At 71.4% G+C, this 22,114-nt stretch carries 19 protein-coding genes and 1 pseudogene; 12 read left to right on the top strand and 8 right to left on the bottom strand.

The annotated features are described in order from the left end of the window. Window positions 1–28: 28 nt before the first annotated feature. Window positions 29–220, top strand: a pseudogene (locus HN013_RS32605) (transposase); the annotation flags it as partial. Between the two features lie 3 nt (window positions 221–223). Here HN013_RS32605 and HN013_RS32600 read toward each other — a convergent pair. Continuing rightward, on the bottom strand, window positions 224–592 hold the full coding sequence (locus HN013_RS32600; protein ID WP_249374667.1) for a hypothetical protein: 369 nt from the start codon (window positions 590–592) through the stop codon (window positions 224–226). A 736-nt stretch (window positions 593–1,328) separates the two neighbouring features. Here HN013_RS32600 and HN013_RS01730 point away from each other — a divergent pair. Beyond that, window positions 1,329–3,506 carry a hypothetical protein gene (locus HN013_RS01730; protein WP_171162091.1) on the top strand — a complete coding sequence of 726 codons (2,178 nt, stop codon included), beginning with the start codon at window positions 1,329–1,331 and terminating at the stop codon, window positions 3,504–3,506. A gap of 94 nt (window positions 3,507–3,600) precedes the next feature. On the opposite strand, the gene HN013_RS01725 is transcribed toward HN013_RS01730, so the two are convergent. Then, entirely contained in the window at window positions 3,601–4,539 is a 939-nt protein-coding gene (locus HN013_RS01725) for an oxidoreductase (protein WP_171162088.1), read from the bottom strand. Window positions 4,540–4,624: 85 nt separating this feature from the next. Here HN013_RS01725 and HN013_RS01720 point away from each other — a divergent pair, with 85 nt between their 5' ends. Next, the gene (locus HN013_RS01720; protein ID WP_312018460.1) at window positions 4,625–5,236 is read left to right on the top strand and encodes a TetR family transcriptional regulator; all 612 of its coding nucleotides are present in this window, start codon (window positions 4,625–4,627) and stop codon (window positions 5,234–5,236) included. Window positions 5,237–5,549: 313 nt separating this feature from the next. Here HN013_RS01720 and HN013_RS01715 read toward each other — a convergent pair whose 3' ends face one another. The 4 genes from HN013_RS01715 to HN013_RS01700 form a co-directional block, all read right to left on the bottom strand. Next, on the bottom strand, window positions 5,550–7,658 hold the full coding sequence (locus tag HN013_RS01715; protein ID WP_171162086.1) for an alkyl/aryl-sulfatase: 2,109 nt from the start codon (window positions 7,656–7,658) through the stop codon (window positions 5,550–5,552). Window positions 7,659–7,925: 267 nt separating this feature from the next. Continuing rightward, the gene (locus HN013_RS01710; protein WP_171162084.1) at window positions 7,926–8,066 is read right to left on the bottom strand and encodes a hypothetical protein; all 141 of its coding nucleotides are present in this window, start codon (window positions 8,064–8,066) and stop codon (window positions 7,926–7,928) included. Window positions 8,067–8,240: 174 nt separating this feature from the next. After that, on the bottom strand, window positions 8,241–9,923 hold the full coding sequence (locus HN013_RS01705; RefSeq protein ID WP_171162082.1) for an HtaA domain-containing protein: 1,683 nt from the start codon (window positions 9,921–9,923) through the stop codon (window positions 8,241–8,243). 136 nt (window positions 9,924–10,059) lie between these two features. Next, window positions 10,060–11,508: an HtaA domain-containing protein gene (locus HN013_RS01700; RefSeq protein ID WP_171162080.1), complete on the bottom strand. Its 1,449-nt coding sequence runs from the start codon at window positions 11,506–11,508 to the stop codon at window positions 10,060–10,062. A 196-nt stretch (window positions 11,509–11,704) separates the two neighbouring features. Between HN013_RS01700 and HN013_RS01695 the strand changes: the two genes are divergently transcribed. The 7 genes from HN013_RS01695 (at window position 11,705) to HN013_RS01665 (ending at window position 19,343) form a co-directional block, all read left to right on the top strand. After that, window positions 11,705–12,784, top strand: a complete 1,080-nt coding sequence (locus tag HN013_RS01695; protein ID WP_171162077.1) for a hemin ABC transporter substrate-binding protein — start codon at window positions 11,705–11,707, stop codon at window positions 12,782–12,784. A 29-nt stretch (window positions 12,785–12,813) separates the two neighbouring features. Further along, window positions 12,814–13,875, top strand: a complete 1,062-nt coding sequence (locus HN013_RS01690) for a FecCD family ABC transporter permease (RefSeq protein ID WP_398977944.1) — start codon at window positions 12,814–12,816, stop codon at window positions 13,873–13,875. Continuing rightward, window positions 13,872–14,885: a heme ABC transporter ATP-binding protein gene (locus HN013_RS01685; protein WP_171162075.1), complete on the top strand. Its 1,014-nt coding sequence runs from the start codon at window positions 13,872–13,874 to the stop codon at window positions 14,883–14,885. The genes HN013_RS01690 and HN013_RS01685 overlap by 4 nt, the downstream gene beginning before the upstream one ends. A gap of 161 nt (window positions 14,886–15,046) precedes the next feature. Beyond that, window positions 15,047–16,183 (top strand): iron uptake system protein EfeO, encoded by a 1,137-nt coding sequence (gene efeO / locus HN013_RS01680; protein WP_171162073.1) that lies wholly within the window; start codon window positions 15,047–15,049, stop codon window positions 16,181–16,183. Between the two features lie 14 nt (window positions 16,184–16,197). Further along, on the top strand, window positions 16,198–17,487 hold the full coding sequence (gene efeB / locus HN013_RS01675) for an iron uptake transporter deferrochelatase/peroxidase subunit (RefSeq protein ID WP_171162071.1): 1,290 nt from the start codon (window positions 16,198–16,200) through the stop codon (window positions 17,485–17,487). A 28-nt stretch (window positions 17,488–17,515) separates the two neighbouring features. Continuing rightward, window positions 17,516–18,484, top strand: a complete 969-nt coding sequence (gene efeU / locus HN013_RS01670) for an iron uptake transporter permease EfeU (RefSeq protein WP_171162069.1) — start codon at window positions 17,516–17,518, stop codon at window positions 18,482–18,484. Beyond that, window positions 18,435–19,343, top strand: coding sequence for a hypothetical protein (locus HN013_RS01665; protein ID WP_171162067.1), 909 nt, complete (start codon window positions 18,435–18,437; stop codon window positions 19,341–19,343). Before efeU ends, HN013_RS01665 begins: the two co-directional genes overlap by 50 nt. A 24-nt stretch (window positions 19,344–19,367) precedes the next feature. On the opposite strand, the gene HN013_RS01660 is transcribed toward HN013_RS01665, so the two are convergent. Both HN013_RS01660 and HN013_RS01655 read right to left on the bottom strand, forming a co-directional pair. Continuing rightward, on the bottom strand, window positions 19,368–20,099 hold the full coding sequence (locus HN013_RS01660; RefSeq protein WP_171162065.1) for a bifunctional DNA primase/polymerase: 732 nt from the start codon (window positions 20,097–20,099) through the stop codon (window positions 19,368–19,370). 131 nt (window positions 20,100–20,230) lie between these two features. Then, complete coding sequence (locus HN013_RS01655) at window positions 20,231–20,836, bottom strand: TetR/AcrR family transcriptional regulator (protein WP_171162063.1); 606 nt, start codon at window positions 20,834–20,836, stop codon at window positions 20,231–20,233. Window positions 20,837–20,969: 133 nt separating this feature from the next. Between HN013_RS01655 and HN013_RS01650 the strand changes: the two genes are divergently transcribed. Together HN013_RS01650 and ddaH are read left to right on the top strand one after the other, a co-directional pair. Then, window positions 20,970–21,149, top strand: coding sequence for a DUF6243 family protein (locus tag HN013_RS01650; RefSeq protein ID WP_171162061.1), 180 nt, complete (start codon window positions 20,970–20,972; stop codon window positions 21,147–21,149). Window positions 21,150–21,262: 113 nt separating this feature from the next. Beyond that, on the top strand, window positions 21,263–22,087 hold the full coding sequence (ddaH, locus tag HN013_RS01645) for a dimethylargininase (RefSeq protein WP_398977935.1): 825 nt from the start codon (window positions 21,263–21,265) through the stop codon (window positions 22,085–22,087). Window positions 22,088–22,114: the final 27 nt, after the last annotated feature.

Below are 22,114 nucleotides of genomic sequence, written 5' to 3'. Positions count from 1 at the left end.
CCCCCGTTCCCGAGTCGTTGATGTGAGCATGGGGCGGGGCGATCCGACGGATGCCGAGTGGGAACGCCTGGGGCCGTTCCTGCCAGTCAGCAACGGGCGTTGTGACAGGTGGCGGGATCACCGGCAGGTGATCGACGGGATTCTGCGCCGGGTGCGGACCGGGGCGCAGTGGCGTGACCTGCCCGAGAGGTCCGGACCGTGGAAGACCGTCTATGAACGCCGCCTAGCGATGCGTGATCTTCTTCCCCGCCTCCGTCTGGACCAGGGTCAAGGCGCCGGTCCAATCCCCGTCGGCCGGATACTCCCAGTTCGCCGGGTCGCCGAGGACGGACGGCAGCCGATCACGGGACACCAAGGCCCCGGGGTGAATGCCGACCTGTCCCGAAGGGCCGTGCCAGGGCGCGACGCGGTGGACCTCGATCCACCCGCGGTCGACGAGAGCGAGCAGGATGTCCGCGAGCTCGCCGACCGGCCGGGGCTGGTCCGCTGCGGCGAGATCGCCGCGGACGCCCGGCAGGATGTCGATCTCGTAGGCGTTGACCATGAACGCTTCCTCGGACTGGGTCAGCGCTTCCCACTCTTGCTGGCTCACCCACTCAGCATCGCAGAACCGGCCGGGGCCGGAATTGGAGGATCGTGACAGCGAAAACAGGAGGAAAGGGACGCAGGGCCGCACCAGCTCACCGTAATTGAGCCGTCAACCTCCAGGACTCGCCGGCGCCCCGCGCAGCGGCCGAGTGCCGGGCGCGGTGGTGGGCGCCCGAGGGTCCGAGGGGGTTCCGGCCATAGTGGGCGCGCTCCGGGGTGGGGACCGGGAGTGGACGGAGGGTGCCGTGGAGCGCGCGGGGAGGGCCGTGGGACTCGGGCGGTGCGTGCGGGACACGCGTAGTCCGTGATGCGGGGCGCGGTGGGCACTCTGCATGGCAGGGAACCGTTTTCGAGTGCACACGCCCCCTTTTGCAGGCCACCGCACCCGGGCAGCCTTGGCCGGGCGAGGCTGAGCAAGTGCTACCGAAAGCCCGGCGTTCGGGCAGGTGGTCGCCGTGCCGCCTCGCCCGCTTCCCGTCGTCCAATTCCTCGTGAGGGGATGAAGAATGGCTGGCGAAATCGCGATTACCCGTATGGCAGGCCTGCCGGGCCATGTGGGGCAGGTCGCCGTAGTCGAAGTCGACATCTCCTGCCCCGGGAATTCCGGAACCCTGGCAGGCCAGCAAGGGACGTTACAGGTCGCAGGGCCCTGCACTCTGCTGAACGCGAACACGAACGGAACTCAGATCGCGTGGAGCGCGCACACTGACGGCCGGGCGACCGCGCGCCCGCAGATCCGCGTGGACGGCATCGGCGAGTGCAAGATCGAAGTCTGGCGCTACTACTTCGGGTCGTGGGCCCGGCAGGCCTGGACGTCCTTGCCCGCACCACCACCGCCGCCACCGGTGTTCTCCCTGCTGCCGGGCCCGCCGCCGGACGTGACGCTGACGCGCGCGGGCGAGACCGGCCGCCCGGCCGTGCAACTGCGCGTCGACTCGGGCACGATCCCGGCGCAGACCGTGTACGTGGATCTCCCCGCGGGGAGGGGGCTGCAGTTCGTCACGGACGGAAGCCCCACATACCAACTCAGCGTGCAGAGCTCCTCCGGGACCGTGACCCGGTACAACGGAACGCTGTCCGCAACCGGCCAGACACTCACCTTCACCAACGTCGCCCCGGGACTGGCGGGTCCGGGCTCGACGTCCAAGGCGTGGGTAGCGGTCAAGGCCACCGACACCGCACCCCTGGGAGACACCAGGCTGACCTACCGCATAGGCCCCCGCTCCCAGAACTCCACCACCATCCGCGTCACGGAATGGCTCTCGCTCCTGCCCGGCGGCCCACCCGACGTCACCTTGACCCGCGCCGGCGACACCGGCCGCCCGGGCGTGCAACTGCGCGCCAACGCGAGCTCAGTCGCTCAGCAGCTGACGGTGTACGTGGATCTCCCCGCGGGAAAGGGGCTGCAGTTCGTCACCGACGGAAGCCCCGGATACCAGCTCAGCGTGCAGAGCTCCTCCGGGGCCGTAACCCGCTACAACGGAACACTGTCCGCCAACGGGCAGACACTCACCTTCACCAACGTCGCACCAGGGCTGTCAGGAACAGGCTCGACGTCCAAGGCATGGGTAGCGGTCAAGGCCACCGACACCGCACCCCTGGGAGACACCAGGCTCACCTACCGCATAGGACCCCGAACCCAGAACTCCACCACCGTCCGCGTCACAGAATGGCTATCGCTGCTACCCGGCGGCCCCCCGGACGTCACCCTGACCCGCGCCGGCGACACCGGACGTCCAGGCGTACAACTACGCGCCGACGCCAACGCGGTCGCTCTGCAAACCGTGTACGTGGACCTTCCCCACGGCAAAGGGCTGCAGTTCGTCGCCGAGGCGAACTCCGTGTACCAGCTCAGCGTGCAGAGCTCCTCCGGAACCGTGACCCGCTACAACGGAACGCTCTCCGCAACCGGCCAGACACTCACCTTCACCAACGTCGCACCAGGACTGTCAGGAACAGGCTCGACGTCCAAGGCATGGGTAGCGGTCAAGGCCACCGACACCGCACCCCTGGGAGACACCAGGCTCACCTACCGCATAGGACCCCGAACCCAGAACTCCGCCCTGATACACGTCGTGGAGTGGTTCTCGGTGCTGCCGGGCGGACCACCCGACGTCACCCTGACCCGCGCGGGCGAGACCCGCTACCCCGGCGTACAACTACGCGCTGACGCGGCCGGATCGGGATCTCGTCGCACGGTCCGCGTGGATCTTCTCCCGGGAAGGGGACTGCGGTTCGTCGAGGAGGGCGGCCCGGGATACCAGCTCACCGTGCAGGGTCCTTCAGGCGGCCCGGTGCAGTACACCGGGACCTTGTCCGCCGACGGGCAGTCCCTCACCTTCACGGACGTCGCCCTGGCGTTGTCGGGCAACGGATCGCTGTCCTCGGCCTGGGTCGCGGTGAAGGCCTCCGCCGACTCAACGCTCGGGGACACGCAACTGAACTTCCGCGTGGGAGAGCGTCCCGGAAGCTCCACGCCCATCCGTGTCACGGAGTGGTTCTCGGTCCTGCCCGGCGGACCACCCGACGTCACCCTGCCCCGCACGGGCGAGACCCGCTACCCCGGCGTACAGCTGCGCGCCGACACGGACGGCGCACCCGGCTCCCGTCGCACCATCCGTGTCACCCTCCCCCCGGGCAAGGAGCTGCGGTTCGTCGAGGAGGCCTTCCCGGGACACCAGCTCACCGTGCAGGACGCCTCCGGCAACACGCAGCACCACCCCGGGACCCTGTCCGCAGACGGGCAGACCCTCACCTTCGTGGACGTCGCCCTGGCCCTCTCCGGCAGCGGCTCCACCGCCGTGGCGTGGGTCGCGGTCAAGGCCTCGGCCGACTCTCCGCTGGGAGACAGCCGGCTGAACTTCCTCGTGGGAGACCGGCCCCAGGACTCCACGCCCATCCACGTCGTGGACGTGTAGAGCGGGCGGCCGAGGCGGCCGGCCCCGCCGGCGTCGGAGACCGTGCCCCGCGGCCGGGGTCCGCAAGAAGGGCCCCGGACCGCGCGACCGGCTCTCAGACCGTGGCCGGGAACGCGTACCGCACGCCCGTCGCCCGTTCCGACAGTTCCCACAGGCGGCGGCCGGTGGTGGGGTCGGCTGCGGCGGGGGCGAGCTGGACCTCGGTCGGGGCGCCGCGGAGTTCGGCCGTGCCGGACGGGCCGATGAAAAGGCCGCTTTCGAGGCCCGGTTGGGTGGCGGCGTAGAGCTGGGGCAGTGCGCCGTGCTCGGCCGGCTGGGCGAGGAGGGGGTTGCCGATGCGGCCGAGGAGGAGTCGCCAGAGGCCGATCGGGGACTTCATCTGGAGGCCGGTGGCGGTGTAGCCGGGGTGGGCGAGCAGGCTGCGGACCGGACTGCCGGCTTCGGTCAGGCGTCGGTGGAGTTCGTGGCCGAAGACGGCGTTGGCGAACTTGGACTGGTTGTAGGCGCCCATGGGCGAGTAGCGGCGCTCGCCGGTGAGGTCGTCGAAGTCGAGGCCGGCCTTGCGGTGGTTGACCGAACTGACCGTGACGACGCGGGGGTCGCGCCCGGCGGCCAGCAGGTCGAGCAGCAGGCCGGTGAGCGCGAAGTGGCCGAGGTGGTTGCAGGCGAACTGCAGCTCGTGGCCCTGCGCGGTGAGCGAGCGCGGCAGTGCCATCACACCGGCGTTGTTGACGAGGACGTCCAGGTGGCGGTGGTCGGTGCGCATCCCGTCGGCGAAGGCCAGGACCGAGTCGGGGTCGGCCAGGTCCAGGCGGCGTACCTCCAGGTCGGCGCCCGGCTGCTCGGCGGTGATCCCGGCGGCCGCCCGGCGGCCCTTCTCCTCGTCGCGCACCGCCAGGATCACCCGCCCGCCCCGGCGGGCGAGCGCCCGGGTGGTCGCCAGGCCGAGGCCGCTGTTGGCCCCGGTGACGACGCATACGCGCCCGGTTTGGTCCGGAATCTGATCGACGGTCCAGCGCAGCTCCTTTTTCATGCGGCACACGTTGCCCCTCATGGCACTTGGTGTCAAGTGAACGCCTGAGTGTCAGGCGTGGCGCCGCAGGCGGTACCATGGGCCGGTGACCACTCGCCCCGAACTGACCCTGGCCGAGCGCAAGCGCCGGCTCGTCGCGAACGAACTCTCCGAAGCCGCCTTGCAGTTGCTGGCGTCCAAGGGGTTCGACGCGGTCACCGTGGACGAGATCGTGGCCACCGCCGGCGTGTCCAAGCGGACCTTCTTCCGGTACTTCGCGTCCAAGGAGGACGTCGTCGTCCAGTTCCTGGCCGACATGGGCACCGGCATCCACGCCGAGCTCGTCGCCCGCCCCGCCGGTGAGCGCCCCTCCGTCGCGCTCCAGCACGCCGTGTGGGTCCCCGTCGCCGCCTGCGCCGGTCACTCCGACCGCGCCCTGCGCGTCGTCCAGCTGATCCTGCGGACGCCCGCGCTCCTCGCCCGCTTCCTGGAGCGCCAGGCCCAGTGGCGCGACGACCTGGCCGGCGAACTCGCCCGCCGCCTGGACCTCGACCCCGGAACCGACCTCTATCCCCGCATGGCCGCCGGCATGGCGCTCACCGCCTTCGACGCCGTCCTCCACCGCTGGAGCGCCAGCGACGGCGCCGAGGACTCCGCCGCGCTGATCGACGACGCCTTCGCCGTCATCGCGCCGGCGCTGGACGCGGTCGTCGCGTAGTCGCCGGGCTCCGGCCGCGCGGGCCCCGGACGGTCCTGGACCGGTCCTGGACGGTCCTCGGTGGCCCGATCGCCGTCCGCCCCAACGCCCACCTGGGGAGCGTGCCGTGCCCGTTCGGCGGGCAGCGCAGGGTGTCGAACTACACCTTGCGCACGTGACGTTGGGATCGGCAGGTGTTCCGCCGAACGCGCCGCCCGGGAAGCCGGGCGGCGCGCTGACGGCAGCGACGGGACAGCGACGGAACGTCGGGGAGCGCCGGCTGCCCCTTGGGGCCGTGCTGCTCCCCGGCTGCCCGGACCGGTGCTGTCGCCGGTCAGGCCCCGGCTCGACGCCGAGGGGTGACGATGGGGAAGGCGGGGTCGGGGAAGGTGAGGTAGCCGAAGACGGTGTCCGTGGCGGCCTTGTCGTCCACCTCGATGGTTCCGTCGGTGACCTGCTGGTCGAAGTTGTGGGGGAAGCGCGGGCCGGCGAGGGCCAGTTGGTTCAGGGCCGCGCGGGTGAGGCGGATGGTGGCGTTGGGCTTGCCCGCGAGGGGGTCGGTGCCGTCGACGTAGATGAGGGCGCCGTTGCGGAGGGTCGTGGTGCAGACGCGTTCCTGGTCGGCTTGCGCGCCGGCCTGCGGCCGGGTCCCGGGGGTCTCGGGGCGGATGGTCCAGCGCAGGACGACGGGGGCGGACTGCTCGGCGGCGGCCCTGGGGCCGTCGATGCTCTTGGCCATGGCGGCGAAGAACTGGTCGAGGCTCATGCTGCGGACGAGGTCGGACGCTCCGTGGACGACCGGCTTCTGCGGGCCGTCGAGGACTTCCCAGGCACCGGTGAGGTAGAAGTTGCGCCAGGTGCCGTTCTCGGCGCCGTAGCCGAGCTGGGTGAAGGTCCGGGCCTGGAGCTCCTTTGCCTCCGTCAAGGTCTTCTCACTGATCTCGAAGCCGTCCGCGGCGGTCGCGAAGACGACGTGGTTGAGCAGTTCGGCGGCCCACCGGTACTGCGGCGGATCGGCCTCCAGCGCGGTACGCGCCTGGGCCACGACGGCGTCGGGGCCGCCGATGGCGGCGACGTACCGCGCGCCGGCCTCGACGGGCGGCAGGGTCCACAGGTGGGCGGGGTTGCCGTCGAACCAGCCGATGTACCGCTGGTAGACCGCCTTGAGGTTGTGGCTGAGGGAGCCGTAGTAGCCCTGGCTGTACCAGTGCTCGGCCAGGCCCTTGGGCAGCTGCCGGAGCTCCTCGGCGATCTCGACGCCGGTGCGGCCTGCGTCGATCAGGCGCAGCGCCTGGTCGTTGAGGTAGGCGTACATGTCGCGCTGGTTGCCGAGGAATTCGAGGATGTTCGCGTTGCCCCAGCGCGGCCAGTGGTGGGAGGCGAACTCGACGTCGGTGTGCTCGCCGAAGGTCTGGATGGCCTCGGTGAGGTACTTCGACCAGGCGTGCGGGTCGCGGACCTGGGCGCCGCGCAGGCTGAGGATGTTGTGCATGGTGTGGGTGGCGTTCTCCGCCATGCACAGGGCCCGCAGTTCGGGGAAGTAGAAGTTCATCTCCGCCGGGGCCTCGGTGCCCGGGGTGAGCTGGAAGACCACCGGTACGCCGTCGATCGTGAGCGCGTGCAGGCCGTGCCGCCACGGGATCACGTACTCCGGCCGCCAGTCCTTCTCGGACTTCGGCCCGATGTCCTGTCCGCCGACGTAGTGGCGCGGCGGGATGAGCGTGACCTCGCCGGTGGAGATGGTCAGCCCGAGGCCGGCGCCCACCTGCCCGTACGGCGATTTGTCCAGCTGGGCGGCGTACATGTACTCCGACCGCCGTGCCATGGCCGGGCCCGCGAACACGTTCTCGCTGATCGCGTGCTCCAGGAAGCCGGCCGGCGCGTAGACGTCCAGGCCGGCGGGCACCTCGTCGTTCTTCTCGGCGAACAGGCCGCGCGAGCCGCCGAAGTGGTCGACGTGGCTGTGGGTGTAGATGATCGCGCTGACCGGCCTCGGGTCCTCCGTGACGTCCCGGTACAGCCTCAGCGCGTACTGCGCCGTCTCGTACGAGGCGAGCGGGTCGATGACGATCAGCCCGGTGTCGCCCGTGATGATGGTCATGTTGGACAGGTCGTAGCCGCGCACCTGGTACACGGACCGGTTGCCCGCCTGCGTGACCAGGAAGAGCCCGGCGGCGGCGGTCAGCTGTCCCTGCCGCCACAGGCTCGGGTTCACCGAGGAGGGGTGGGTCTCCGGGTCGCCGTCCCGTAAGAACTCGTAGCCGGCGAAGTCCCAGGCCACCCGCTTGCCGTCCTTGGTCGGGATGACCGAAAGGCCGGCGGGCGGCGGCGCCAGAAAACCCTGGTTGGCCTCGGTGAAGTCGTTGGACGGCGGGATGGTGACGATGGTGTCGTTCTTGCGCGTGATGAACGGGGACGGCTCGATCGGCGACCTGTCGGGCATGGGGCTGGCCTCCTTGACGGCTTGCGGACGAACGCGCACGGCACAGCGGGCCGCAGGGTGCGTGACCCGGGGCCGAACGCGATCAACGCTACGAAGGGCCGTGAGCCGCCCACAAGGAACCGATCGAGCCACAAACGGAGGCGCACCGCCCGCGGTCCGTGCGCGCGGCGGAGGCCGGGACGTCGGGCCGGGCGCCGGTCCGCGGCAAGGCCCCCCCGTGCGAAAACGGAGGGCCCGGAAGCGGTGGTGGACGGAAGTCCGCCGCGCCTAGGAGACCTTGGCGTACTCGTAGGACGTCCGGCCGTTCTCGTCGCCGTAGTGCGAGCGGCCGACCAGCACCTGGCCGGGTGCGGCGGTGAAGTGCGAGTTGCTTCCCCGCTGTGGTGTGCTCCAGGTCGGCGCGCCCACCTGGACGACTGACCGTTGAGGATGATGAGGCCGCAGTGGTACGTGGTGCTGCCGTTCTCGGTGGGCGGACACGGTTCTGGGTGGACCGGGGCGCGGATCAAGGCCGGTCGGCCCTGAAAGCGCCCCGATCCACCGGAAGCGTCAGTAGGTCGGAACCGTCAGCCCGTCACAACCTCAGGCGCCCGCGTTCGCCGACTTGCGGCGGGCGGTCCAGACGGCGGCGCCGCCCGCTAGGACGAGAGCGGCGGCACTGCCGGCGAGGGGGCCGGTGGGGGCGTCGGAGCCGGTGTGGGCGAGGGTGTCGTCGGTGCCGGTGACGCCGCCCTTGGCGCCTTCGGTGCCGGTGCCGGAGGTGCCGGTCCCGGAGCTACCGGTGCCGGTGCCCGTTCCGGTCGAGCCCGTCGAGCCGGTGCCGTCGGTGTTGGTGCTGGTGGAGTCGTCGTCGAGCTTGGCGTCCTTGTTGACCGCGATCTTCGCGGTGAGCGGGTCGAGGCCGTCGCCGACCTGGTAGCTCGGCCTCCCCTGATAGCGGAACACCTTCCCGAGGTCGGCGGTGGCCGTCGTCTGCACGTCCTTGAGACTGATGACACCGTCCTTCGCCTTGAGGGAGTCCGAGTACAGCTTCAGGTCCACGAGCGGGATTTCCTGGTTGAACTGGGTCTTCCCGCCCTGGTCCTTCGTCTCGGCCTGCGCCCACAGCTGGCCCTTGGCGCCGTCCGCCTTGACCCGGAACTTGGAGAGCTTCACGTCCAGCTCCCAGCCCTTCCCCTTGGGGTGCCCGAGGAAGTGCACGGAGCCGTTGAAGGTGGCGTTGAGCGAAGACTTCCCGGCGTCGTACTGGCCGCTGCCCTTGGTGAACCGGAAGCCGTTGTCCCGCTTCTCCGCGCCGTCGGCGACCTCGATCTTCCCGGCGGCGATCGGGCCGGTGAGGTACTTGCGGAAGGACTCCTTGAAGCCCCAGTCCAGCCGCCCGTCGAAGACCTGCCCCGAAGCCGCCGCCGTCAGGGTCTCCGCCTTCTTCGCGGCGTCCCCGGCGGCCTCGCTCTTGCCGCTGTTCTCGTGGTGGCCGGGCTTCGGGTGGCCCGCCTTCGGGACGAAGGACTCGTCCTGGACGTCGGAGTCCTTGAGCTCCCCTGCGGCCACCCCCTTCGGCTTGGGCTTGGGCTTGGGCTTCGGCTTGGAGTCCGGGACGGGGGCGCCCTGCTTCACCGAGAGGGTGGCGGCGTCGAGGGGCGTGCCGGGCTGGTAGAACGGGCGGCCCTGGTAGGAGAAGACCTTGGAGCCGTCGGCCGTCAGGGTCGCCGGGATGTCCGCGAACTTGAGGACACCGCCCTTGCCGCCCGCCGGCTTGACCTTGGCGAGGTTGAGCGAGGCGACCGCGACGTCGTTGCGGGTCTTGCCGGCCGTGGTGACGTCGGCGGTGATGCGGCCCTTCTGCCCCTCGGTGATCAGCTTGAGGTCGCTGAACTTGAGGTCCAGTTCCCAGCCCTTGCCCTTGGCGTGGCCGAGGAAGCGCACGCTCCCCTTGAACGTGGTGGTGACGGCGTGCTTCTTGAGGTCGTAGGTGCCCTTGCCGCCGGTGAAGGTGAACGGGCCGTTCTTCGGGGCCTGCTTGGCGCCGTCCGCGAGCTGGATCTTGCCGCCGCCTATCGGGCCGACGAGGTACTTGCGGAAGGACTCCTTGATGCCCCAGGTCAGAGTGCCGTCCTTGAGCTGGAACTTCGTCGGCGGCTTCTTCGCCGCGGCGCCCGGGTCCTCGCCGGCCGCGTGGGCGGGCACGGTGAGCACGGTGGCCCCGAGGGCGATCGCCGTGGCGACGGCGGCGGTGAGCGCCGTTCGTCTCTGGGTTACGGCCATGTGTCAACTCTCCTTAGAGAAACTGCAGCCGGACCTGCCGGCACTTGAAAGGTAGTCAGTCGAAAGGATGCGCGGAAAGCGGAAAAGGGTCACTCGCGCCCTCATGCGTGCCATTTCCGCTCCGCCGCCCGGCCCGTCACGCGTCCCGCTTGCGGCGCGCCCGCACCACCACGTAGCCGACGGCCGCCAGGATCACCACGCCTCCCCCGCCGGCCGCCAGCGCAGTGGTGGCGGAAGAGGAGGACGAAGTGTCTTCCCCAGAAGCGGAAGCGGAAGCAGAAGGCGCGGGCGACGCGCCCGGATCCCGTCCCACGTTCGGCAGCTCCGGCAGCTTCGCCCCCGCCGTCACCGGTACGGCGAGCGAGACGGGGTCCATCTCCGCGCCCTCCTGGTAGAGGCCGCCGAACGCCTCGGCGCCCGGGCCCGTGAGCCGGGCCGGTGCCTCGGCCACGGACACAAGGCCGTCCTTCTGCCGGAGCTTCGACGCGTCGAACGTGACGAGGGGGAGCCGCTTGTTCTTCAGCGGGCCCCGCGTCACCTCCGCCGAGAGCGTGCCCTTGCCCTCCTTCACCGCGACCTCGACCCCGGTCAGCGCCAGGTCCAGGTCCTTGCCGGTGAAGCGGAGGGTGCCGCCGAACGACGCCTCCAGCGCCGTGCCCCCGCCCTCGTACGCGCCCTTGCCCTCCGGGAAGCGGAACAGCGCACCGCCCTCGCGGGCGCCGTCGGCGAGCTTCCAGGAGCCCCGGGCGATGGAGCCGGTGACGTACTCGCGGAAGGTGCGCCGGATACCCCAGTCCACGGCCGCGCCGGTGAACCGGCCCTGCTCGGCGGGCTTTTCGCCACCACCGCCCGAGGGAGCGCCGCCCGAAGGGGACGGCGAGGACGCGGCGTTCGCGGTGATGTCGGCGGACAGGCTCAGCGGGTCGAGCTGCGTGCCCGGCTGGTAGAAGCCGGCGAACGACTCGGCGCCCTCCGTCGTCAGCTTCGCCGGAACGTTCGTCAGGCTGACGGCGGTTCCGGCGCCGCGCAGGTTCGTCCCGGTGAGGTCGAGGGTGGCGAGGGGCACCCGCGTCCGGGAGGTGACCTTGCCCGTGCCGCGGGCCTTGCTGGTCATGTCGGCGTAGAGGGTGCCGCCGTCGCCCCGGACGCTGACGGCGGGGTTGGCGATGGTGAGGTCGAGTTCGTAGGAGCCGTCCGGCTTGCGGTGGCCGGTGAAGTGGACGCCGCCGGAGAAGGCGGCGTCGAGGTTCCCGGTGTCGGGCTCGTGGGAGCCCTTGGCGGAGTGGAAGCGGAACTGGTTGCTGCCCACCGTCGCGGCGCCGCCCCGGAGTTCCCATCCGCCGTGGGCGATCGGGCCGGTGACGTATGTCTGGAACGAGGACTTGATGCCCCAGTCCAGCCGGCCGCCCGACACCTCCCGGCGCTCCGCCGCTCCGGCGGCGGAAGGCGGCGTCAGCAGCGTCGCGCACACGGCCAGCACCACGACGGCCAGGAAACCCCGGGCGCCGAGGAATACCGTGGCTCGTGCGCGGGCAGACCTGTACGGCAGTGCCGCTCCAGGCTGTTCGGCGACAGACTGTTTCATCGGACAAGGCGTCATCGAGAACGGCGCCTTCGAGAGCAACGGCATCGAGAACCTTTCCCACCGGGGCGTATGTCGGCACCCACACCCAGCGTGGCCATTTAGGTAAGGCTAACCTAAGCTAAGCCACGCAGGAACGTACACCCGCCTCCCCAGGAAAGGTTGGAACGTGCAGCAACGGCAGGCGCGGGAAGCGCCGATGACCACATCGCATCCCGCTGGTCCCACGCGCCGCACCCCAGGCACCCGGCGCACCCCGCACCTCCTCGGCGCCCTCGCCGCCCTGCTCGTCCTCTCCCTCTCCCTCGTCGGCTGCGGAAAGGACGCGGAGTCGGACGGGAAACCCGACGCGAGCGCGTCAGGTACGCGGGGCAACTCCGGGCAGCAGGACGCCGACCGCCTCGAACCGCTCGCGGGCAAGCCGCCCACCCCGCGACTGCCCGCCACCGTGAAGTCGTCGGACGGGCGCGAGGTCACGGTGAGCAAGGCCGACCGGATCGCGCCGCTGACGGGTTCGGCCTCCGAGATCGTCTTCACGCTCGGCCTCGGCGACCGCGTCGTCGCCAGGGACATCTCCGCCACGTTCGCGCAGGCGGCGAAGCTGCCCCTGGTCACCCGGGGCCACGACGTCTCGGCGGAGAGCGTGCTCTCCCTCAAGCCGGACGTCGTCATCGCCGACACCACCACCGGCCCGGCCGAGGCCCTCGACCAGATCCGCGGCGCCGGGGTCCCGGTGCTCGTGCTGGACCCGCCGAAGAAGCTCTCCGACGTGGGCCCGCGCATCGACCGCGTGGCCGCCGCGCTCGGGGTGCCCGACGCGGGGAAGCAACTGCGCCAACGGACCGAGGAACGCGTCGGGAAGGCACAGCACGCGGCTCCGAAGGAGGGCGGCAAGAAGCCGCGTGTGGCCTTCCTCTATCTGCGCGGCTCGGCCTCGGTCTATCTGATCGGCGGGGCGGACTCCGGTGCGTCGTCGCTGATCGAGGCGGCCGGCGGGGTGGACGCGGGCAAGGAGTCGGGGCTGGAGAAGGACTTCACGCCGATCACCAGTGAGGCGCTCGCCAAGGCGGCGCCGGACGTGATCCTGGTGATGTCCAAGGGGCTGGACTCGGTCGGTGGGATGGACGGGCTGCTGAAGGTTCCGGGCGTCGCGCAGACGCCGGCCGGCATGGACCGCCGCGTGGCCTCCATCGACGACGGTGTCCTGCTCAACTACGGTCCGCGCACGGACCGCGTCCTGGCCTCGCTGGTCGAGCAGATCCACCGGAGCGGCGGGTGAGCGGCACGGCCACGGCGCGGGGAACAACGGTGTCGGAGGCGGTGACCCGCGCCCCCGTCCGCCACCGACGGATCGTCGCCCTGCTGACCGGCGGAATGGCGGCCGCCCTGCTGCTGGCCTGCCTGGTCTCCGCCGGCCTCGGCGCGTACGACATCCCGCTCGGCGACGTCGTCGACTCGCTGCTGCACCGCGTGGGCCTGGGCGGCGCGGAGCTGGACCGGGTCGCCGAGAGCGTGCTGTGGAACGTCCGGCTGCCGCGGGTGGCCCTGGCGCTGCTCGTCGGTTCGTCCCTGGGCTGCGCGGGGGCGCTGATGCAGGGGCTGTTCGGGAATCCGCTCGCCGAACCGGCCGTCATCGGGATCTCGATGGGCTCGGCGGTCGGCGCGGTGGCGGCCATCTCGTTCGGCCTGACCGTGTTCGGCGACTGGACGATCACCGGCTGCGCGTTCTTCAGCGGTCTGGTGACCGTTCTGGTCGTCTACGCGCTGTCGCGGTCGGGCGGCCGGGCGGAGGTGGTGACGCTGCTGCTGACGGGCATCGCGATGAACGCGCTGACGGGTGCCCTGATCGGGCTGGGCATCTTCGTCGCGGACAACGCGCAGGTGTCGCAGATCGCCTTCTGGCAGCTGGGGTCGCTGGCCCAGGCGACCTGGCCGAAGGTGCTCGCGGTGCTGCCGTGCGCGCTGGTGGGGCTGGCCGCGGCGCCGCTGTTCGCACGGAAACTGGACCTGCTGGCGCTCGGGGAGCGCCCGGCGCGCCATCTGGGTGTGGACGTGGAGAGGTTGCGCCTGGTGCTGATCCTGGTGGTGGCGCTGCTGACGGCCGCGGCGGTCGCGGTGGCGGGAGTGATCTCGTTCGTGGGGCTGCTGGTGCCCCACCTGTTGCGGATGGCGGCGGGCCCCGGGCACCGCTTCCTCATCCCGGGGAGCGCGCTGGGCGGGGCGCTGGTGATGGTGTCGGCGGACCTGGCGGCCCGTACGGTCGCCCAGCCCGCGGAGCTGCCGCTGGGCGTGCTGACGGCGCTGATCGGGAGCCCGTTCTTCTTCTGGCTGCTGCGCAGGACGCGGCGGCGGCAGGGGGGCTGGGCGTGAACGACCGTACGTCGTCAGGTCGTTCCGCGTCCGGACCGCTCCGTCGACTCCTCTCGGGCCGCACCCGCAGCCTCCCCTCCCCCTCCCTCCCCGGCACTCCCCTCGTCGAGGCGCGCGGCCTGTGCGTGCGGCTGGGCGGGCGGACGGTGCTGGACGGAGTCGACCTCTCCGTCGGCGCCGGGGAGGTCGTCGCGCTCGTCGGCCCCAACGGCGCGGGCAAGTCCACGCTGCTCGCCGCGCTCGCGCACGACCTGCCCGTCGAGGCCGGTGAGGTGCGGGTGGACGGGCGTCCCGCGGCGGACTGGTCGGCCGGCGAACTCGCCCTGCGGCGGGCGGTGCTGCCGCAGTCGGCGCAGCTGTCGTTCCCGTTCGCCGTCGAGGAGGTCGTGCGGATGGGCCGTGCGCCCTGGGCCGGGACCGCCGGTGAGGACGAGGACGAGGAGGCCGTGCGGGAGGCCATGGACCTGACCGAGGTGGCCGGATTCGCCTCCCGCTCGTTCGCCGCCCTGTCCGGCGGGGAGCGGGCGCGCGTCGCGCTGGCGCGGGTGCTGGCGCAGCGCACCTCACTGCTGCTGCTCGACGAGCCGACGGCCGCTCTGGACCTGCGCCACCAGGAGCTGGTGCTCCGCCTCTGCCGGGAGCGGGCCGCGGCGGGGGTCGCGGTGGTGGTCGTCCTGCACGACCTGGGGCTGGCCGGGGCGTACGCGGACCGGGTCGCCGTGCTGCACGGCGGGCGGACGGCGGCCGACGGGCCGCCCGCGGAGGTCTTCGATCCGGAACTGCTGGGCCGGGTCTACGCGCATCCGGTCGATGTGATCGAACACCCCGTCAGCGGTGATCCTTTGGTGACACCGGTGCGGGAGAGGCGCGGCGGGCGCGAGGTACGGGAAGAGCGGGACGGACAGAAAGAGGACCAAGATCCTTTCATGCGGCGCGAACTGGAGAGACTGGAGAGAAGCGACGGGCACGAGCGCCTCAATGACCGGGTGAGTCGAAATTTCGCCCCGTGAGAGCAGGATCACGCGCACTTTGGGGAACGACCCAGGCAAGCCTCAGATAAGTTAGGGCGGCCTTATTAGAGGCGCGTTTTCAGCCACGCCGTCCACCCGTGACGGATCCGTTATGGAAACGCACGGTATTTCCGCTTTCCGAGCCCGCCTGGAGCCCCCGTATGCGAGCCCTCCGCTCCTCCGCCGTCACCGTCGTCGCCGCGGCGGCGGCCCTGACCGTCGTGACCGGCTGCGCAGAGAAGTCGGACTCCGGTGATTCCGACGCGATACGCGTGACCGCCTCCGACGACAAGTGCGAGGTCTCGAAGACCTCCTTCCCCGCCGGGCACGTGCAGATCAACGTGCAGAACAAGGGCTCCAAGGTCACCGAGGTCTACGTCTACGCCGCGGACGACCGGATCGTCACCGAGCGCGAGAACATCGGCCCGGGCACCAAGGCCGAGATCACCGCGACGGTCAAGAAGCCCGGTGACTACGAAATCGCCTGCAAGCCCGGTATGAAGGGCGACGGAATCCGTCAGAAGGTCACCGTCACCGCGGGCGACGGCAAGGAGAAGAAGACCGACCCGGCGCTCGACAAGGCCGTCGCGGAGTACCGCAAGTACGCCCAGCAGCAGGCCGACGAAACCATTCCGCTGGCGCAGAAGTTCGTCGACGCCGTCAAGAAGGGCGACCTGGACGAGGCGAAGAAGGCCTACGCCCCGTCCCGCCTCGGCTGGGAGCGGACCGAGCCCGTGGCCGAGTCCTTCGGCGACATCGACCCGAAGGTCGACGTCCGCGAGGACGGCCTGGAGAAGGGCCAGAAGTGGACCGGCTGGCACAAGCTGGAGAAGTCCCTCTGGGACGACAAGAAGATCACTGACGAGGACAAGGCCCTCGCCGACCGGCTGATGAAGGACCTCGTCGACTGGCAGAAGCGCGTCGGCAAGGCCGAGATCACCGCGACCAGCATGGCCAACGGCGCCAAGGAGCTGCTGGACGAGGTCGCCACCGGCAAGGTCACCGGTGAGGAGGAGCGCTACAGCCACACCGACCTGGACGACTTCCAGGCCAACGTGGAGGGCGCCGAGAAGTCCTACGAGCTGCTGAAGCCGGTCGCCTCCAAGAACGACGCGGCGCTGGTCAAGGAGCTCGACAAGCAGTTCGCGGACCTGAAGAAGCTGCTCGGCGACTACCGCGACGGCGACTCCTTCAAGGCGTACGACACCGTCGGCAAGGACGACCGCAAGAAGCTGTCGGACGCCGTCAACGCCCTCGGCGAGCCGCTGTCCAAGCTCGCCGGCGCCGTCGCGAAGTGACGGGGGACCCGGCGATGAGCGAGAAGAGCGAAGAGACCGGCGGGACCGGCGAGAAGACCGGCACCGGCCGGAAGCCCTCCCGTCGCGCGCTGCTCGGCTGGGGCGGGGCCGGGCTCGCGCTCGGTGCCGTCGCGGCCGGCGGCACCGCCGCGGCCCTGCGCGTCGGCGACGACGCCGGGACCGTCGCCGCCGGCGGCGAGGCGGTGCCGTTCCACGGCGCCCACCAGGCCGGTATCGCCACGCCCGTCCAGGACCGGCTGCACTTCGCCTCCTTCGACGTGCGCACCGAGGACCGCGACCAGCTGATCAAGCTCCTGAAGGAGTGGACGGCCGCGGCCGCCCGGATGACCTCGGGACACGAGGTCGGCGAGGGTGCCATCAGCGAGAACGACGAGCTGCCGCCGGACGACACCGGTGAGGCGCTGGGCCTCAAGCCGTCCCGGCTGACGCTGACCTTCGGCGTCGGGCCCACCCTGTTCGAGAAGGACGGCAAGGACCGCTTCGGCCTCAAGGGCCGCCGTCCGAAGGCCCTGATCGACCTGCCGGTCTTCCCGGGCGACAACCTGGACGCGGCCCGCAGCGGCGGCGACCTGTGCGTCCAGGCGTGCGCGGACGACCCGCAGGTCGCGGTGCACGCGATCCGCAACCTGGCCCGCATCGGCATGGGCCGGGTGGCGATCCGCTGGTCGCAGCTGGGGTTCGGCAAGACGTCGTCGACGACGCCGGACGCGCTGACCCCGCGCAACATGATGGGCTTCAAGGACGGCACCCGGAACATCGCGGGCACCGAGACCGACCGGCTCGACAAGCACGTGTGGGTCGGCGAGAAGGAGGGCCCGGACTGGATGGCCGGCGGCTCGTACCTCGTCGCCCGCCGCATCCGGATGCACATCGAGACCTGGGACCGGACCTCGCTCAGGGAGCAGGAGGACGTCTTCGGCCGGGACAAGGCCGAGGGCGCGCCGCTGGGCAAGCCGCGCGAGCACGACGAGCCCAACCTCAAGGTGATGAAGCCGGACGCCCATGTGCGCCTCGCCCACCCGGACAGCAACGCGGGAGCGACGATCCTGCGCCGCGGCTACTCCTTCACGGACGGCACCGACGGCCTGGGCCGGCTCGACGCCGGGCTGTTCTTCATCGCCTACCAGCGCGACGTCCGGGACGGCTTCGTGCCGATCCAGAAGCAGCTGTCGCGCTCGGACGCGCTCAACGAGTACATCCAGCACGTGGGTTCGGCGGTCTTCGCCGTACCGCCGGGCGTCCGCGACAAGGACGACTGGTGGGGCAGGGCCCTGTTCGCCTGACGGCCCCCGTACACAGAGGAGAAGCCGCGTGTTCGGCAACTATCTGATCGGCCTGCGCGAGGGCCTGGAGGCCAGCCTGGTCGTCTGCATCCTCGTCGCCTACCTGGTCAAGAGCGGCCGCAGGGACGCCCTGCGGCCGGTCTGGCTCGGCATCGCCGCCGCGGTCCTGCTCAGCATGGGCTTCGGCGCCGTGCTCCAGTACGGCTCGCAGACCATGACGTTCGAGGCGCAGGAGATGCTGGGCGGCTCGCTATCCGTCGTCGCCGTGGGGCTGGTGACGTGGATGGTCTTCTGGATGCGGCGCACCGCGCGGCATTTGAAGAAGGAGCTGCACGGCAAGCTGGACGCGGCGCTCGCGATGGGCACCACCGCGCTGGTGGTGACCGCGTTCCTGGCCGTGGGCCGGGAGGGCCTGGAGACCGCGCTGTTCGTCTGGACCGCGGTGCAGGCCACCGACGACGGCGTCCGGCCGCTGGTCGGCGCGCTGCTGGGGCTGCTGACCGCGGTGCTGCTGGGCTGGCTGTTCTACCGGGGCGCGCTCCGCATCAACCTGGCGAAGTTCTTCACCTGGACCGGCGGCATGCTGATCGTGGTGGCGGCGGGCGTGCTCGCGTACGGCTTCCACGACCTCCAGGAGGCCGACGTCCTCCCGGGGCTGCACGACAAGGCCTTCGACATCAGCGAGCAGATACCGGCCGACAGCTGGTACGGGACGCTGCTGAAGGGCGTGTTCAACTTCCAGCCGGACCCGACCGAGCTCCAGGTCTGGGTGTGGGCGCTCTATCTGATCCCCACCCTGGTGCTGTTCTTCCGCCCCGGTAAGGTGGCGCCGTCCCGAGCAGCCACCCAGGAGGCCAAGGCCGATGCGACGTCGGACGCGCCCGCGTCTCTCCCCGTGGCCGGCGGCACTGGCACTGTCGCTGCTGCTGGCGACGACGACCGGGTGCATGACGGTGCACGGCGAACGGGAGATCGTCCCGTCGGTGGAGAAGGCTGAGGCCGCCAAGGCCCTCGCCGACTTCACCGCCGGCTACACCGAGGCGTACCGCAGGCTCGACCCGGCCCTCGTGGACCGGGTCGAGACCGGCGCCCTCGCCGAGATCGGCCGGGCCGACGTGACGGCCCAGCGCGCCGTGATGCCGAAGGGCAACCCGCGCTATCCGGCGCTGGAGCTGCGCGACGCCCGGTTCACCGTGCCCAAGTCGGCCGGCTGGCCCAAGTTCTTCCTCGCCGACACCCTCAGCAACCGCGACGCCAACCGCTGGCTGGTGGTGTTCACCCGCGGCGGCGCGAAGGAGCCGTGGAAGGCCGCCTACCTGACGCTGCACGCCCCCGGTACGGTCCCGGCGTTCAGGACCGACGGGGACGGCCTGGCGGAGGCCGTGCCGGTCGCCGCGGGCAAGCCGTCGGGGCTAGTGCTTGAGCCCGCCGCGGTCAGCGGCGCGTACACCGACTACCTGCGCACCGGCAAGGGCGACGTCTTCGCGCCCGGCGGCGCGACCACCCAGCTCCGGGCCGACCGCGCCAGGCTGGCCCGGACGCCCACCTTCTGGACCGACTGGATCGACACCCCCGAGAAGGCCCCGGGCTTCCCGCCGCTGGCGCTGCGGACCGAGGACGGGGGCGCGTTGGTGTTCAGCGCGGCGCACCACCGCGAGAAGCGCACCATGGCCAAGGGCGTGCGCCCCGCGGTCACCGAGCAGCGGACGAAGGCGCTGCTGTCGGGCCGGCTGACGACGGCGATCACGTTGACGCGGGTGTCGGAGTCCGCGGCGCGGGTGCCGGGCAGGGCGACGGGCGGGCGGGTGGTCTTCCTGAACCGCATCGAGTCGTTGGTCGCCGCCAAGGGCGAGTGACCGCGGCCGCGGCGCGCGGACGGCTTACCGTCCGATCGGCCACGCCGCGTGGTGCTCGTGGTCCGGCCGGTCCCCCGCGTACTGCGCGCACGCGTCGGTCAGGGTCTCCAGCAGGGTCAGCGGTTCGGGCAACGGCCGCTCCGGCCCGAGCAGCCAGGCGACGTGGGCGTCGTCACCGGGGAGGCGGGACGGCGGCAGCAGCACATAGCTGCCGCGGCAGTGCCAGCGCAGGCCGGGGTGCTCGTCGAGGGTCTCGGGGTGGCAGTCCAGCTCGCAGGGCCACCACTCGTCCTCGTCGTCCGGGGTGCCGCGGGTGGCGGTGAAGAACAGCATCCGGTCGGGGGCCACGGTGGCGACCGGGCCGACCTCGACGCCGGCCTCCGTCAGCCGGTCCAGCGCCTTGCGGCCGGCCTCGGCGGGGACGTCCAGGACGTCGTGGGCCATGCCGGTGGCGGTGACGAAGTTGGCCTCGGGCTGGGCCCGGAGCCATTTGGTGACCTTCTCCGGGTCGGTGGTGGCGAGGGTCTGCCAGGCGAAGGAGACCGGGTGCCGGCCGGGGGTGGGACAGCCGATGCGCTCGCACGAACACCCGTACCCGGAGGGGTGGGCGGCCGGGGCCAGGGGGAATCCCGCGGCGGCCGCGGCCAGGAGCAGTTCCTCGCGGGCGGCGCCGGTGACCGCCCCCGTACCCGCATCGCCGCCCGCTCCGCTCCTGGGGCGGCGCAGCCACTGGGAGAATCTGCTCTTGCGTTCCATCTATCCCCTCACTTCGACCGCGGTCTCCGGTCAATGCTGCCACCATCCTGCGCCCGACGTGACCGCCGGGCGCATCCGGGGGTGTGACACGGACCGCTCCCGGCACCGGAGCGGTACGGGCCGGACGGCCGTCAGCGGGGGGCGAGGCCCCGCAGGGTGAGCTCCACGATCATGTCCGCGTAGGCGTGGGTGAGCGGCTGGGTCCGCAGCATCCAGCGGTGCGCGAGCGGTCCGGTGAGCAGCTCCAGGGCGACGCGCGGGTCCACGTCCGCGTCGATCTGCCCGGCCTCCTGGGCGGCGCGCAGCCGGGTGACGTAGAGCTGGAGCTGTGGCTCCAGGACCGTCCTGGTGAACTGGGCGCAGAGCTCGGGGTTGACGATGCTCTCGGCGGCGAGGGCGCGCGAAGGCGCGTCGTAGCGGGGGCTGTTGAGCTCGTCGACGGTGGCGCGGAGGACGAATTTGAGGTCGGCCTCCAGATCACCCGTGTCGGGGAGCCCGGTCTGCCCCTCCGCGGCGTCCTCCCCGAGGGCGACGAAGGCGTCCAGGAGGACGGCGGCCTTCGAGGGCCACCAGCGGTAGATCGTCTGCTTGCCCACTCCCGCGCGGGCGGCGATGGCCTCGATGGTGAGCCGCTGGTACCCGGTCTCGCCGGTGAGTTCGAGGGCGGCTTCCAGGATCGCGCGGCGGGAACGCTCGCTGCGGCGGTTGGCGTCGGGCGGGGTCTTGATGGTGGCCATGGAGGCAGGGTAGCGGCCAATGAGGCGAGACGTTTCGTCTCGTTGAGGGTTGACGCACGGCGTTTCACGTGGCGTAATAGTGGAGCAACGAGACGAGACGTCTCGTTTCAAAGATCGGCGGAAGGAGACCCCAATGCCTCGGGGAAACGGACACATGCTCGGAGTGGGCGGCACCCGCAGCAACCTCTCCCGGAAGGCGCTGCGCGGCGGCGGCCGGTCCGGCGGGGCGGGCCGCGGCATGGACCCCGTCGCGCAGAAGCGGGAGCTGCTGCGCGCCTTGCGGGAAGGACGGACCGGTAACACCGGTGCCTGAGGAGTCAGGCGTAAACCACCCGTACGGTTCATGCGCGAACGTCGCCCAGCGTGGACGATTTGGGCACGTGCGCTCGCCGCGCACGTGCCCAACACCACCGTGAGGAGCGCGACTTGCGTACCGCAGCACCACGGGCGGCGACTCCCCGCCGTTATCTGATGTGCCCGCCCACCCACTTCAAGGTCACGTACTCGATCAACCCCTGGATGGACCCGGCCAAGCCGGTCGATCTGCCGCTCGCCCTCACGCAGTGGGAAGACCTCCGCGACCGCTACCGCGCCCTCGGCCACACCGTCGAGGAGCTCGAACCCCGCCCGGAACTCCCGGACATGGTGTTCGCCGCCAACGGCGCCACCGTCGTCGAGGGCCGCGTCCTCGGCGCCCGCTTCGCCCACTCCCAGCGCGCCGCCGAGGCGGCCGTGCACCGGGAATGGTTCCAGGCCCACGGCTTCGCCGAGGTCCGCGAACCGGAGCACATCAACGAGGGCGAAGGGGACTTCGCCGTCACGGACACCTGGCTGCTCGCCGGCCGCGGCTTCCGCAGCAGCCCCCTCTCGCACCCCGAGGCACAGGAGTTCTTCGGGCGTCCCGTCATCGGGCTGGACCTGATCAACCCCCGCTACTACCACCTCGACACGGCCCTGTGCGTCCTCGACGCCGCCGCCGACGAGATCATGTACTACCCGGGCGCCTTCTCCCCCGGCAGCCAGGCCGTCCTGGAACGGCTCTTCCCCGACGCGCTGATCGCCGACGAGGAGGACGCGGCGGCGCTGGGGCTCAACGCCGTCAGCGACGGCCGCCACGTGGTGCTGCCGCAGGCGGCCGTCGGGCTCTACGAACCGCTGCGGGACCGCGGCTTCGAGCCGATCGGGATGGACCTCGGGGAGCTCCTGAAGGGGGGCGGCAGCGTGAAGTGCTGCACGCAGGAACTGCGCTGAGGACGTACCGGGCGGGCCGGGGACGGC

Source organism: Streptomyces sp. I05A-00742, from assembly GCF_013055795.1.
GTDB lineage: Bacteria > Actinomycetota > Actinomycetes > Streptomycetales > Streptomycetaceae > Streptomyces.
This window is presented reverse-complemented; position numbering and strand designations above follow the sequence as displayed.

Coding starts and splice junctions, on each gene's coding strand:
- HN013_RS01705 (WP_171162082.1), bottom strand. CDS start 9,923: ATGGCCGTAACCCAGAGACGAACGGCGCTCACCGCCGCCGTCGCCACG.
- HN013_RS01695 (WP_171162077.1), top strand. CDS start 11,705: ATGACCACATCGCATCCCGCTGGTCCCACGCGCCGCACCCCAGGCACC.
- HN013_RS01715 (WP_171162086.1), bottom strand. CDS start 7,658: ATGCCCGACAGGTCGCCGATCGAGCCGTCCCCGTTCATCACGCGCAAG.
- HN013_RS01700 (WP_171162080.1), bottom strand. CDS start 11,508: ATGAAACAGTCTGTCGCCGAACAGCCTGGAGCGGCACTGCCGTACAGG.
- HN013_RS01665 (WP_171162067.1), top strand. CDS start 18,435: ATGACGGTGCACGGCGAACGGGAGATCGTCCCGTCGGTGGAGAAGGCT.
- efeO (WP_171162073.1), top strand. CDS start 15,047: ATGCGAGCCCTCCGCTCCTCCGCCGTCACCGTCGTCGCCGCGGCGGCG.
- efeB (WP_171162071.1), top strand. CDS start 16,198: ATGAGCGAGAAGAGCGAAGAGACCGGCGGGACCGGCGAGAAGACCGGC.
- HN013_RS01655 (WP_171162063.1), bottom strand. CDS start 20,836: ATGGCCACCATCAAGACCCCGCCCGACGCCAACCGCCGCAGCGAGCGT.
- HN013_RS01660 (WP_171162065.1), bottom strand. CDS start 20,099: ATGGAACGCAAGAGCAGATTCTCCCAGTGGCTGCGCCGCCCCAGGAGC.
- HN013_RS01650 (WP_171162061.1), top strand. CDS start 20,970: ATGCCTCGGGGAAACGGACACATGCTCGGAGTGGGCGGCACCCGCAGC.
- HN013_RS01725 (WP_171162088.1), bottom strand. CDS start 4,539: ATGAAAAAGGAGCTGCGCTGGACCGTCGATCAGATTCCGGACCAAACC.